Origin of the sequence: Nocardia sp. NPDC052254, from assembly GCF_040679495.1 — a bacterium.
Classification (GTDB): Bacteria; Actinomycetota; Actinomycetes; order Mycobacteriales; family Mycobacteriaceae; genus Nocardia.
On the sequence record NZ_JBFAUW010000002.1, the window covers coordinates 869,520 to 882,546 of the forward strand.

Sequence of the window (13,027 nt, forward strand, 5' to 3'; positions counted from 1 at the left end):
CCGGGCTGTCCGGTCAGTGCGTGTGTGGCCGGGGAATGTGGATGCCCGCCGAGCGGAGTTTGGCTTCGACGAGCCTGGTCAGCCGAGCGGCGGCCGGTGCCTGCTCACCGCGTTGGTTGGCGATCATCCGGTATCGGGCAGCGCCCTCGGTGGGAGCCTGCAGGCCGGTCACGATCTTCAGTTGAGCGGGATTGGCGAGGTAGTGGTCGGCCATGGCAGTGGCCAGTTCATCGATGCGGGGATCGTCGGGGGCCCAGGTCGCGGCTTCGGCGGCGCGTGTGCTCAGGGCGACGAACCGGGGGTCTCGCATGGCCGGCTCGACATGGGTGAGGTAGTCGTCGAAACCCTCGGGGACAAGGGCTTTCGCCAGGACCAAGCCTTCCCGCGCGGCCGTCACCTCGTCCGGGCCGAAGCCGAGTCCGGGCATGCGTTCCAGCAGGGCCACGGCGCGGTCGGGCAGCAGTGCCCGATTGCCGTCGGCGAGCCGGCGGAGTGTCTCGCGGCGCGCGGTCAGCTCCACGATCTGCGCGGTGATCTGCCGCTCGACGAGGGTGAGCGTGTCGGCGAAGGACTCGGCATCGGCATCGAGCAGCGGTGCGATCTCGGCCAGCGGCACACCCGCCCCGGCCAGCGTCCGGACCTGGACCAGCCGCAGCAGCTCGGCCGATCCGTACCGCCGGTAACCGGAACTGTCACGCTCGGGCTCGGCGACCAGGCCGAGTTTGTGATAGTGCCGCACCGTCTTGACGGTGACGCCGACAAATGCGGCCGCTTGCCCGATCGTGACACCGGTGTTCATCCGCTCAGCCTGCCTCGTGCTCGAACGTGCCCGTCGATCAGGCCGCCGACTGGGCCGGATCGGTGCGCCCGCCACGGAACACCTCGGCGACGAGTCGCTGGGTCGCCTGCTGGAACGGCACGGCCATCGACATCGCGGCATCGTCGATGTAGTTCAGTGTGGCGGACAGGATTTTGCTGCCGTCGGGCGTGCTGAACATCAGCGCCGCGTGACCGGCCGCGCCGCCGTTGTGGGTGATCACGGTGTCACCGTCGCCGATGTGTTGCACGAACACGCCCAGGCCGTAGTCCATCCCCGGGATGCCGGTGGGGCGCGCGGCGTACATCTGAGCCAGCAGCTCGGCCGGGAGGAGTTTCCCGCTCACCAGCGCGGAGATGAATGTGGCCAGGTCCGCGCTGGTCGAGATCATGTCACCGCCGCTCGAGATCCAGGATGGGTTGTGGCTGGTGACGTCGACCGTCTTCTCCTGCCCCGCATCGTCGTACCGGTAGTACGCGTGCGCGTGCGGCTCGGCGATGTCGGTCTCGCTGCTCGGTGTGGCGGTCTCGGTCAGCCCGAGCGGCTCGATGATCAGCCGCTGTGCCTCCTCGGCGAACGAGCGGCCGGTGACCTTCTCGATCAACAGCCGGGCGATGACGTAATTGGTGTTGGAGTAACTCCAGTCGGTCCCCGGCTCGAACCGCGCCGGCTTGGACAGGGCCAGCTCCACCAGCTCCGCGGGCCGGTAGGTGTGGAACCGGTTGTCCACCCATTCCTTCCCGGCCGGGGTCGCGGGGATTCCTGTGACGACCGACCCGTCGGGGTAGTACTCACCGGTGAAGTTGAACACGCCGCTGGTGTGCTGCAACAACATTCGCACGGTGATCCGCTGGTCGAACCCGAACTCGGGCAGGTACTCCGCGACCGGGGTATCGAGTTCGATCCTGCCCTCGTCCACGAGCCGCAGCACCAGCGTCGCGACGAAGGTCTTGGTATTGCTGCCGATCCGGACGTGACCGTCGACGGGCGGCGTCGCCGTCGCGCCGAGCTCGGCGACTCCGGCGCTGCCGGTCCACTCGCCTCGCTCGTCACGCACACGCAGCGTGATACCGGTGATGCCGGATTCGACGATGCCCTCGAGGGCCCGCTGCAGTTCCGGGCGATTGGGTTCGGTCGGGTCGATGGACATGGCTTGTGCTCCTCGAGTCTGTGGTGCTCGGCGCTCGTCGTGCCGATGCGATGAGCGTGCACCCTGACCCAAGGTCAACCTCAACAGTGATCTGAGTCACTCGATTGGGCCGCGTCGGTGGCCCAGGCGGCCCGTCACCACCAGGCGATCGCGCCCACGACGGCGAGTACCGCGCACACGCCCAGAATCGCCGCCATCACGCGACTGTTCTTCCACATCGTGAAGGCGCCGCCGACCAGGAATCCGGCCAGTGCCAGCAGGAAGACGACAACAATGGAATTGGACACCCCGTCATCTTGCCCGGCGGCCGGGCGTCGCTGCGCACCGGCCTGCGTGGTGGTGCTCTCGGTGGTCGAGTCGAACGGTATTTCGGCAGCCGCGCCGTGGTTCACCTGCGGGTTCGCCAATTAACAAGCACGCAGGCTTGATTTTTTATGGCCCCGATGTGACCCTGGAACGCGACGCAGCGCAGGTGCTGCGGTAGCCACGTCGCAGGAGGAGGCGCCGCGCAGATGACCAGTCTGGGCTCCGATCCGGAAGTCCTCCGGATCGGTAACTGTTCCGGGTTCTACGGTGACCGGGCGAGCGCCATGCGCGAGATGCTCGAAGGCGGGCGGCTCGATGTGCTCACCGGGGACTATCTCGCCGAATTGACCATGCTGATCCTGGGGCGCGATCGGATGAAGGATCCGGCGCTGGGGTATGCCAAGACCTTCGTCCGGCAACTCGAGGACACGCTCGGTCTCGCGGTCGAGCGCGGTGTGCGGATCGTCGTGAATGCCGGAGGACTCAATCCGGCCGGGCTGGCGCAGCGCGTCGGTGAGCTCGCGGCGAAGCTCGGCTCGGCGGTGAGGATCGCCCACGTGCACGGTGACGATCTGCTGCCGCGCGCACAGGAACTGGGGCTCGGAACCCCGCTGACCGCCAACGCCTATCTGGGCGCATGGGGTATCGCCGAGGCGTTGAACGCCGGGGCCGATATCGTCGTCACCGGCCGGGTCACCGACGCCGCGCTGGTGGTCGGTCCCGCCGCCGCGCACTTCGGCTGGGCCCGAGACGATTTCGACGCACTCGCCGGTGCGGTCGTGGCGGGCCATGTGATCGAATGCGGAACCCAGGCCACCGGCGGCAATTTCGCGTTCTTCACCGAACTCGGGGACCTGGGTCGGCCGGGATTCCCCCTCGCCGAGGTGCGCCGCGACGGCAGCAGCGTCATCACCAAACACGACGGCACGGGTGGCGCGGTCACCGTCGACACGGTCGAAGCGCAGCTCATGTACGAGATCCAGAGTGCCCGCTATGCCGGACCCGATGTCACCGCGCGGCTGGACAGTATCCGGCTCGCCGCCGACGGACCGGACCGGGTACTGATCAGCGGGGTCACCGGTGAGGCGCCGCCGCCGCGATTGAAGGTGTCGCTGAATACCATCGGCGGCTTCCGCAACGAGATGACCTTCGTGCTGACCGGACTCGACATCGAGGCCAAAGCTCAACTGGCGCAACGACAGCTGGAGAGCTGGCTCCCGGTGCGCCCGGCCGAACTGGACTGGTCGTTGTCGCGGCTGGACCGGCCCGATGCCGACACCGAGGAACAGGCCAGCGCACTGCTGCGCTGTGTGGTCCGTGATCCCGATCCGAACAAGGTCGGACGCGTGTTCTCCAGTGTCGCGGTCGAATTGGCGCTGGCCAGTTATCCCGGCTTCACGCTGACCTCACCGCCTGGAAACGGGTCCCCCTATGGGGTGTTCACCGCGGGCTACGTCGACGCGGGCGAGGTCGCGCATGCCGTGGTCCTGCCGGACGGCTCCGAAGTCGCCGTGGCGCCTGCCGCGCCGACCGCCGAACTGGCCGAGGTGCCCGCCCCCGACCTTCCGGAACCGCTGCCGCACAGCGAAACCCGCCGTGTGCCGCTGGGCTCCATCGTCATGGCGCGCAGTGGTGACAAGGGCGGTAACGCCAATATCGGCGTCTGGGTGCGCACCGACGAACAGTGGCGCTGGCTCGTGCACACGCTCACCGTCGACGAGCTGAAGGCGCTGCTGCCGGAGACCGCGAAGCTGACCGTCACCCGGCACGTACTGCCGAATCTGCGGGCGGTGAACTTCATCATCGAGGACCTGCTCGGACTCGGCGTCGCCTACCAGGCCCGATTCGATCCACAAGCCAAGGGACTCGGCGAATGGCTGCGATCCCGACACATCGACATACCAGTGGAGTTGCTACCGTGAGCGTCTGGGATACGCCCGAGCGGCGTGAATTGCGTTCGACCGTCAGAGGTTTCGCCGAGCGTGAGGTGCTGCCGTATCTGGACGACTGGGAGCGGGCCGGGGAGATCCCGCGGGAACTGCACAAGAAGGCCGGTGCCCTGGGCCTGCTCGGCATCCAGTTCCCGGAGGCGGTCGGCGGCGCCGGCGGCGACGGTATCGATGCCGCGGTCGTGGCCGAGGAGATGCACTACGCGGGTTGCTCCGGCGGCCTGTTCGCCTCCCTGTTCACCTGCGGAATCGCGGTGCCGCACATGGCGGCCACCGGTGACTCGGAGCTGATCGAGAACTGGGTGAAGCCCACCCTGGCGGGCGAGAAGATCGGCTCGCTGGCGATCACCGAACCGGGCGGTGGCTCCGATGTCGGTCACCTCACCACCGGTGCCGTGCGCGACGGTGACGAATACGTGGTCAACGGGTCGAAGACGTTCATCACCTCCGGTGTGCGCGCCGACTACGTCGTGACCGCCGTGCGCACGGGTGGTCCCGGTGCGTCCGGAGTGTCGTTGCTGCTGGTCGAGAAGGACCGGCCCGGCTTCACCGTGAGCCGCAAGCTGGAGAAGATGGGCTGGCTGGCCTCCGACACCGCCGAACTGTCGTATGTGGATGTGCGAGTGCCGGTCTCGAATCTGGTGGGTGCGGAGAACTCCGGCTTCGCGCAGATCGCCCAGGCCTTCGTCAGCGAGCGGGTGGGGCTGGCGGTGCAGGCTTACGGCCACGCCCAGCGCTGTCTCGACCTCACGCTGGCCTGGTGCCGCGATCGCGAGACCTTCGGCCGGCCCCTGATCAGCCGCCAGGCCGTGCAGAACACGCTCTCGGAGATGGCCCGACGCATCGACGTCGCCCGGGTGTACACCCGGCATGTGGCCGAGCGGGCCGCCGACGGCGAGACCGATCTGATCGCCGAGGTCTGCTTCGCCAAGAACACCGCCGTCGAGACCGCCGAATGGGTTGCCCACCAAGCGGTTCAGCTGTTCGGCGGGCTGGGCTACATGCGGGAATCCGAGGTCGAGCGGCACTACCGCGATGTCCGCATCCTCGGCATCGGCGGTGGTACCAGCGAAATCCTGACCAGCCTCGCGGCCAAGCGATTGGGGTTCCGATCTTGAGCACATTGCGCACATCCATAGACCCGAATTCGGCCGGCTACCAGGCCGCGGCCGAGGCCATGACCGAGAAACTGGCCGAGGTCGAGGCGGAATACGCCAAGAACATCGCCGGTGGCGGTCCGGACAAGATGGCCCGGCATCGCAAGCGCGGCAAGATGACCGCGCGTGAGCGGATCGAACTGCTCATCGACGAGGATTCGCCGTTCCTGGAGTTGGCGCCGCTGGCGGCGTGGGGCAGCGAGTTCCACGTCGGCGGTAGTGTCATCGCCGGTATCGGCATCGTCGAGGGTGTCGAATGCATGATCGTGGCGCCGGATCCGACCGTGCGCGGCGGCACCTCGAATCCGTGGACGCTGCGCAAGAACCTGCGCATGAACGATATCGCGCTGGAGAACCGGCTCCCGGTGATCGGGCTCGTCGAGTCCGGCGGTGCCGATCTGCCCACGCAGAAGGAAGTCTTCGTGCCGGGCGGCCGGATGTTCCGCGACCTGACCCGCTTGTCTGCGGCCGGAATTCCCACCATCGCACTGGTTTTCGGAAACTCCACAGCGGGTGGGGCCTACATTCCCGGTATGTCCGACTACACGGTCATGATCAAGGAGCGCTCCAAGGTGTTCCTCGGCGGTCCCCCGCTGGTGAAGATGGCCACCGGTGAGGAATCCGACGACGAATCGCTCGGCGGCGCCGAAATGCACGCGCGCACCTCGGGTCTGGCGGACTTTCTGGCCGCCGACGAGCAGGACGCCATCCGGATCGGCCGGTCCATCGTGCGCCGGCTGAACTGGAGCAAGAAGGGCCCGGCGCCCCGCGCCGAGGTGATCGAGCCGCTGCACGATTCCGAGGAGCTACTGGGCATCGTCCCCACCGATCTGAAGATCCCGTTCGATCCGCGCGAAGTCATCGCCCGGGTGGTGGACGGCTCCGATTTCGACGAGTTCAAGCCGCTCTACGGTTCGAGTCTCGTCACGGGATGGGCCGAGCTGCACGGCTATCCGATCGGCATCCTCGCCAATGCCCGCGGTGTGCTGTTCTCCGAAGAGGCGCAGAAGGCCGCGCAGTTCATCCAGCTGGCCAACCAATCCGATACGCCGCTGCTGTTCCTGCACAACACCACCGGGTACATGGTCGGTAAGGAGTACGAGCAGAAGGGCATCATCAAGCACGGCGCGATGATGATCAACGCGGTGTCGAATTCGAAGGTGCCGCACATCTCGCTGCTGATGGGCGCTTCCTACGGGGCGGGCCACTACGGTATGTGCGGCCGGGCCTACGATCCGCGCTTCGTCTTCGCCTGGCCCAGTGCGAAATCCGCGGTCATGGGCGGCGCCCAGCTGGCCGGTGTGATCTCCATCGTCGGCCGCGCCGCCGCCGAGTCGAGGGGTATGCCGTTCGACGAGGAAGCCGACAAGGGAATGCGCGCGATGATCGAGGCGCAGATCGAGGCGGAATCGCTGCCGATGTTCATGTCGGGCCGGCTCTACGACGACGGCGTCATCGACCCCCGCGACACCCGCACGGTATTGGGAATGGCGTTGTCCGCCATCCACAATTCCCCGATCGAGGGCGCCGAGGGCTTCGGCGTCTTCCGGATGTGAGGACCGATATGACTGCATCGCCGAGCGGTTCCGGGACCGGTGACGATCGGGTGACGAGTCGAGCGATCACGAATGTCCTGGTCGCCAATCGCGGGGAGATCGCCCGGCGGGTGTTCGCGACCTGCCGGCGGATGGGTATCGCGACGACCGCGGTGTACTCCGACGCGGATGCGACAGCGCCGCATGTGGCCGAGGCCGACGCGGCGATCCGGCTGCCCGGCAATACGCCCGGCGAGACCTACCTGCGCGCCGAGCTGATCATCGAGGCGGCCCTCGCGGCCGGCGCCGACGCGGTCCACCCCGGCTACGGATTCCTGTCCGAGAACGCGGAATTCGCGAGGGCGGTGCAGGCGGCCGGGCTGGTCTGGATCGGCCCGCCGGTCGCGGCCATCGAGCAGATGGGCTCGAAGGTCGAGTCGAAGAAGATGATGGATGCCGCCGGTGTTCCGGTGCTGAAGCAGCTCGACCCGGCCGAGGTCACCGCGGATATGCTCCCGGTGCTGATCAAGGCATCCGCCGGTGGGGGCGGGCGCGGTATGCGGGTGGTGCGCGAACTCTCCCAGCTCGACGACCAGATCGACGCGGCCCGTCGCGAGGCGGAATCGGCCTTCGGCGATCCGACGGTGTTCTGCGAACGCTATCTGGAAACCGGCCGCCATATCGAGGTCCAGGTGATGGCTGACACCCACGGCCGGGTCTGGTCGGTGGGCGAGCGCGAATGCTCGATTCAGCGGCGGCATCAGAAGGTGGTCGAGGAGGCCCCCTCACCGCTGGTCGAGCGGATCTCATCCATGCGCGAGCGGCTGTTCGACGCGGCCCGTCTGGCCTCGGAGGCCATCGGATACGAGGGCGCCGGCACGGTCGAATTCCTCGCCGACGAGCAGGGCGACTTCTTCTTCCTGGAGATGAACACCCGGCTGCAGGTGGAACATCCGGTCACCGAATGCACCACCGGACTGGACCTGGTCCGGCTGCAGCTGCAGGTGGCGCAGGGCTACCGGCTGCCGCAGACCCCGCCGCCGATGCGCGGGCACTCGATCGAGGTGCGGCTCTACGCCGAGGACCCCGCACAGGACTGGCAGCCGCAGAGCGGACCGGTGCATCGCATCGAATTCGCCTCGGGTACCGCCGAATTCACGGTGCTGACCGAGCCGGGGCTGCGACTGGACTCCGGTGTGGTGGACGGTTCGGTGGTCGGGGTGTTCTACGACCCGATGCTGGCGAAGGTCATCTCCCACGCCGATACCCGTGCGGAAGCGGCGCATCTGCTGGCGACGGCGTTGCAGCGAGCTCGGATCCACGGTCTGGTCACCAACCGCGATCTGCTGGTCCGGGTGCTGCGGCATCCCGCCTTCCTGGCCGGTGACACCGATACCGCGTTCTTCACGACCCACGGCCTGGAGAACCTCTCCGCATCTCTGGTTTCCGAATCCGATGAGGCGCTGTCGATCGTGGCGGCGGCGGTGGCCGATGCGGCCGCGAACCGGACGCGGGCGCGGATCGGTGGCGGGCTGCCCAGTGGCTGGCGCAATCTGCCGTCGCAGGCGCAGAGCAAGTCCTACGAGAGCCGCCATTCGGGCGTCCACGAGGTGCGCTATCGGCTCACTCGTACGGGCCTGAGTGTCGAGGGACACGACGGTCTCGCATTGATCGAGGCCACACCGGATGTCGTGGTGCTGAGTGTTGCGGGTGCGCGCGGTGCGGTGCGGCGGCGGTTCGAGATCGGCCGCTACGGCGATCTGGTGACGGTGGATTCGCCGCTGGGGCCGGTATCGCTGCGCAAACTGCCACGCTTCTCCGATCCGGCCGATCAGGTCGCCGAGGGCTCGCTGCTGGCGCCGATGCCCGGATCGGTGATCCGGCTGGGCGCCGAGATCGGTAGCACCGTCGTGAAGGGCCAGCCGATCCTGTGGCTGGAGGCCATGAAGATGGAGCACACCATCGCGGCGCCTGCCGACGGCGTGCTCACCGAATTGAATGTGGCCGCCGGCCAGCAGGTGGAGGTCGGGGCCGTCCTGGCCGTCGTCCACGCACCCGACGCGCCCGAATGAACAGCAGCGCAACAGCTTCCGATCGCAGGAGTGGATCATGAGTTTCATCGAGACCGACGAACAGAAGGCGCTGCGCGCGGCGGTGGCCGCACTCGCCGCGAAATACAACTATCGCGACTACGTCGTGGGCAAGGCGCGCCGCAACGAGCCGCTGGACGAATTGTGGAACGAGGCAGGCGAACTCGGCTTCCTGGGGGTGAACCTGCCCGAGGAGTACGGCGGTGGCGGCGCCGGTATCTACGAGCTGGCGCTCGTCATGGAGGAGCTGTCCGCCCAGGGGGCGGGCCTGCTGCTGATGGTGGTCTCGCCCGCGATCTGCGGCACCATCATCACCAAGTACGGCACCGAGGAGCAGAAGCGGTACTGGCTGACCCGGCTCGCCGATGGTTCGTCGAAGATGGTCTTCGGCATCACCGAGCCCGATGCGGGTTCCAACTCGCACAACATCACCACCACCGCGCGCCGCGACGGCGGCGACTGGCTGCTCAACGGCCGCAAGATCTTCATCTCCGGCGTCGATCAGGCCGAGGCGGTGCTGATCGTTTCGCGCACCGAGGATTCCAAGACCGGCAGGCTCAAGCCCGCACTGTTCATCGTTCCCACCGATACTCCCGGCTTTCAGAAGACCCGCCAGGAGATGGACATCATCGAGCCGGACAACCAGTTCACCCTGTTCCTCGACGATGTCCGCCTGCCCGCGACCGCTCTGGTCGGTGAGGAGGACGCGGCGATCGCGCAGCTGTTCGCCGGGCTGAATCCCGAGCGGATTCTGGGCGCGGCCATGGCGACGGGCATGGGCCGCTACGCCATCGATCGCGCGGTGGAGTACGCCCGCGAGCGGCAGGTGTGGAAGACGCCGATCGGTGCGCACCAGGGTATTTCGCATCCGCTGGCGCAGGTGAAGATCGAGGTCGAACTCGCCAAGCTGATGATGCAGAAGGCCGCGGTGCTCTACGACTCCGGCGACGACTTCGGTGCCGCGGAAGCGGCGAACATGGCGAAGTACGCCGCGGCCGAGGCGAGTATCAAGGCGCTGGATCAGGCGATTCAGACCCACGGCGGATCCGGGCTGACCTCGGATGTGGGCCTGGCGGCCATGCTCGGCGCGGCACGTATCGGCCGCGTGGCGCCGGTGAGCCGCGAGATGGTCCTCAATTTCGTCTCCCAGCATTCGCTGGGCCTGCCGAAGTCGTACTGATCCCAGCTCGGCCCGGCCGCATACCGGCCCGGCGCATGGTTGCCCGGTGTAAGGAGGAACGCAGTGAGTGAAACCAACGGTGCCGAAACACCTTTCGTGCGCTACGAACTTCGCGACGGATTCGCGGTGCTCACCCTGGATTCGCCACACAACCGGAACGCGTTGTCCTCGAAGCTGGTTCGGGAACTGCTCGACGGGTTGCGCCGGGCCAGGGCCGATGAGCAGGCGCGCGGGGTGATTCTCACGCACACCGGCAACACCTTCTGTGCCGGTGCGGATCTGAAGGAAGCCCTCGACGCCGATCCCGCCGCGGCCGCCGATATCCGGACCCGCTGGATGATCGAGGTGTTGCGCGGCATCGTCGAATCGCCCAAGCCGGTGATCGCGCAGATCGACGGCAATGTGCGGGCCGGCGGTATGGGGATCGTCGGCGCCTGCGACATCGTCGTGGCCGGGCCCGGCAGTAGTTTCGCGCTCACCGAGGCACGGCTGGGTCTGGCGCCGTTCATGATCTCGCTGACCCTGCTGCCGCGGATGACCGCGCGCGCGGCGGCGCGCTATTTCCAGACCGGAGAGACCTTCGACACCGCCGAAGCCGAGCGGATCGGATTGATCACCGTCGCCGCCGCGGACGCGGACGTCGAGGTCGCCCGGTTGTGCGGTGAACTCCGCAAGGGCTCGCCGCAGGGGCTGGCCGAGAGCAAGCGGCTGGTGAACGGCGCACTGCTCGCCGAATTCGATCGCAGCGCCGATGAGCTGGCACGACGTTCCGCCGGCTGTTTCGGAACACCCGAGGTCGTCGAGGGTATGACGGCCTTCTTTCAGCGCCGTCCGCCCAGCTGGGCAGAATGAGCCCATCATGACCGCATCGCACGAACCGAAACAGGACCGCAGCCGGGCCACCCGGCAGCGGTTGCTCGAGGCCACCATCGACTGCCTGGCCGAAATGGGCTGGGCGGCGGCCACCGTCGCCGTGGTCGCCGAACGTGCCGGAGTCTCGCGCGGTGCGGCACAACATCATTTCCCGACCCGCGAGGACCTCATCACCGCGGCGCTCGAGTACATGTTCGACACCCGGATGGCGCAATCGAAGGCCGAGTCGGCGGCGCTGACAGCGAGGTCCGGCAACTCGGCCGTCCACGATCTCGCGCGCACCGAGGCCGTGGTGGCCCAGCTGGTCGAGTCGTATACGACCACTCTGTTCAAGGCCGCGTTGCAGGTGTGGACCCACGCTGCCGCCGATCCGGTCCTGCGCGAGCGCATCGTGCCCCTGGAGGCTCGCTTCGGCCGTGTCTCGCACCGCTTGGCGGTCGAGGCACTGGGAGTCGACGATTCCGATCCGGTCGCCCACCACCTGGTCCAGGCGACCCTCGACATGGCGCGCGGACTCGGCCTCGCCGATGTCCTCACCGACGACTCGGTCCGCCGCAAACAGATCGTGCAGCAATGGGCGGCCACCTTGCACATGGGTCTGCACGCCCCGCGCTGATCGGCGTTCGATCACCCAAGGCGGCCTGCGCCATTCGACACTCAGCCCTGCCGGGTGGGCCGGATGGTGATGTCGCCGATTTCGACATCGTCGGGCTGTTCGACGGCGAATGCGATGGCGCGCGCCACGGCGTCGGGGGAGATGCCCATCGTCCGCATGGCTTCCTGGGCCTGAGCCCGCAGATCGGGGTCGGCGACGTTGTCGACGAGTTCGGTGCGGACGTATCCCGGTGAGACCGAGGTGGTGCGGATGACGCCGTCGGTGGACTCCTGGCGCAATGCCTCCAGCAGGGTGCGCACGGCGTTCTTGGTGCCCGCGTAAACAGCCTGTGTGGGAACGATTTTCAGGCCGGCGGTGGAGATCGTGGTGACGAAGTGCCCGCGGCCTTGCCGGCGGAACACCGGCAGTGCGGCCGCGATGCCGTGCAGCACACCGCGCAGATTGACGTCGATCATCGCCTCCCAGTCCGCGACGGCGATATCCGACATCGGGGCGGTCCGGGCCACTCCGGCGTTGCTCACCAGGACATCCAGCCGCCCGAACCGGTGCACCGCCGCATCCACCAAGGCCTGGAGATCGGCCCGCTCGGTGATGTCGACCGCCACCATCTCCGCACGTCCGCCCTCGGCGCGGATCTCGGTCACCATCGATTCGAGCCGATCGGTCCGCCGCGCACCCAGGACGACCGCCGCACCCCGCCGTGCCAGTTCCCGTGCGGTCGCCGCGCCGATTCCGCTGCTGGCGCCGGTGATTGCGATGATCTTGCCGTCCACTGCGGCCTCCTCGTAGTCGGTCCGGCGTCGACACTAGGGACCTGGAGAGCGCTCCAAGCAAGAGCTCGGCGCATCGATCCCGCGCCGAGCCGCGCCACGCCGGCGATTCGTATGGCGTTGTCGGCGAGTCATGACCTGGGCTTTCCGGAACCTTCCGGCGGTGGGGACCGCCTCCCGCTGCGGTACGGTAACCGGACAAAATTTCATCAGCTTTCGAGCAGGGAGTCGATCATGGATTCAGGTTCTGCCGGCGCTCTCGAAGGTATCCGGCAGGGGTATCTCAACGGTGACCCCGTCGCTACCGCGCTGTTCATCCCGCTGTTCTTCATCGCGGGGGTATTCGGTCTGATCACGGGCCAGCCCTTCTAGTCTCCTCGCCCCGATCCCGTGGCCGGAGACCTGAGCACCGGATTTGGTGAGACCGCTGGTGGCCGATAAGCTGTTCGGGTTCCGGTTTTCCGGAGTTCGAAGTTCCTGGCCCCGTCGTCTAGCGGCCTAGGACGCCGCCCTCTCAAGGCGGTAGCGCGGGTTCAAATCCCGTCGGGGCTACCCATCGAGTGATGCCCGTCCCTTCATCGGGG

Annotated in this window: 12 protein-coding genes and 1 tRNA gene; 9 read left to right on the forward strand and 4 right to left on the reverse strand. The window is 67.5% G+C overall.

Features of this window, described 5'->3' with window-relative positions; genetic code table 11:
* Positions 1–13: 13 nt before the first annotated feature.
* The 3 genes from AB0L57_RS08870 to AB0L57_RS08880 form a co-directional block, all read right to left on the reverse strand.
* Positions 14–799 carry a MerR family transcriptional regulator gene (locus AB0L57_RS08870; RefSeq protein WP_364959102.1) on the reverse strand — a complete coding sequence of 262 codons (786 nt, stop codon included), beginning with the start codon at positions 797–799 and terminating at the stop codon, positions 14–16.
* Positions 800–836: 37 nt separating this feature from the next.
* Positions 837–1,967 carry a serine hydrolase domain-containing protein gene (locus tag AB0L57_RS08875; protein WP_364959104.1) on the reverse strand — a complete coding sequence of 377 codons (1,131 nt, stop codon included), beginning with the start codon at positions 1,965–1,967 and terminating at the stop codon, positions 837–839.
* Positions 1,968–2,101: 134 nt separating this feature from the next.
* Positions 2,102–2,254 carry a hypothetical protein gene (locus AB0L57_RS08880; RefSeq protein WP_364959105.1) on the reverse strand — a complete coding sequence of 51 codons (153 nt, stop codon included), beginning with the start codon at positions 2,252–2,254 and terminating at the stop codon, positions 2,102–2,104.
* Between the two features lie 225 nt (positions 2,255–2,479).
* Here AB0L57_RS08880 and AB0L57_RS08885 point away from each other — a divergent pair, with 225 nt between their 5' ends.
* The 7 genes from AB0L57_RS08885 to AB0L57_RS08915 all read left to right on the forward strand — a co-directional run bounded on the left by AB0L57_RS08885 (position 2,480) and on the right by AB0L57_RS08915 (position 11,673).
* Positions 2,480–4,195 carry an acyclic terpene utilization AtuA family protein gene (locus AB0L57_RS08885; RefSeq protein ID WP_364959107.1) on the forward strand — a complete coding sequence of 572 codons (1,716 nt, stop codon included), beginning with the start codon at positions 2,480–2,482 and terminating at the stop codon, positions 4,193–4,195.
* Positions 4,192–5,340 carry an acyl-CoA dehydrogenase family protein gene (locus tag AB0L57_RS08890; RefSeq protein ID WP_364959109.1) on the forward strand — a complete coding sequence of 383 codons (1,149 nt, stop codon included), beginning with the start codon at positions 4,192–4,194 and terminating at the stop codon, positions 5,338–5,340. The genes AB0L57_RS08885 and AB0L57_RS08890 overlap by 4 nt, the downstream gene beginning before the upstream one ends.
* Complete coding sequence (locus tag AB0L57_RS08895; RefSeq protein WP_364959111.1) at positions 5,337–6,935, forward strand: carboxyl transferase domain-containing protein; 1,599 nt, start codon at positions 5,337–5,339, stop codon at positions 6,933–6,935. Before AB0L57_RS08890 ends, AB0L57_RS08895 begins: the two co-directional genes overlap by 4 nt.
* Before the next feature lie 8 nt (positions 6,936–6,943).
* Positions 6,944–8,986 (forward strand): biotin carboxylase N-terminal domain-containing protein, encoded by a 2,043-nt coding sequence (locus AB0L57_RS08900; protein WP_364959113.1) that lies wholly within the window; start codon positions 6,944–6,946, stop codon positions 8,984–8,986.
* Positions 8,987–9,023: 37 nt separating this feature from the next.
* Entirely contained in the window at positions 9,024–10,184 is a 1,161-nt protein-coding gene (locus AB0L57_RS08905) for an acyl-CoA dehydrogenase family protein (protein ID WP_364959115.1), read from the forward strand.
* A gap of 63 nt (positions 10,185–10,247) precedes the next feature.
* Positions 10,248–11,036, forward strand: coding sequence for an enoyl-CoA hydratase family protein (locus AB0L57_RS08910; RefSeq protein ID WP_364959117.1), 789 nt, complete (start codon positions 10,248–10,250; stop codon positions 11,034–11,036).
* A 7-nt stretch (positions 11,037–11,043) separates the two neighbouring features.
* A complete protein-coding gene (locus AB0L57_RS08915; protein WP_364959119.1) occupies positions 11,044–11,673 on the forward strand; it encodes a TetR/AcrR family transcriptional regulator in 630 nt (209 codons plus the stop codon).
* Positions 11,674–11,714: 41 nt separating this feature from the next.
* On the opposite strand, the gene AB0L57_RS08920 is transcribed toward AB0L57_RS08915, so the two are convergent.
* A complete protein-coding gene (locus AB0L57_RS08920; RefSeq protein WP_364959121.1) occupies positions 11,715–12,446 on the reverse strand; it encodes an SDR family oxidoreductase in 732 nt (243 codons plus the stop codon).
* Positions 12,447–12,677: 231 nt separating this feature from the next.
* Between AB0L57_RS08920 and AB0L57_RS08925 the strand changes: the two genes are divergently transcribed.
* Both AB0L57_RS08925 and AB0L57_RS08930 read left to right on the forward strand, forming a co-directional pair.
* Positions 12,678–12,815 (forward strand): hypothetical protein, encoded by a 138-nt coding sequence (locus AB0L57_RS08925; protein WP_364959122.1) that lies wholly within the window; start codon positions 12,678–12,680, stop codon positions 12,813–12,815.
* Positions 12,816–12,922: 107 nt separating this feature from the next.
* Positions 12,923–12,995, forward strand: a tRNA-Glu gene (locus AB0L57_RS08930).
* Positions 12,996–13,027 lie beyond the last annotated feature (32 nt).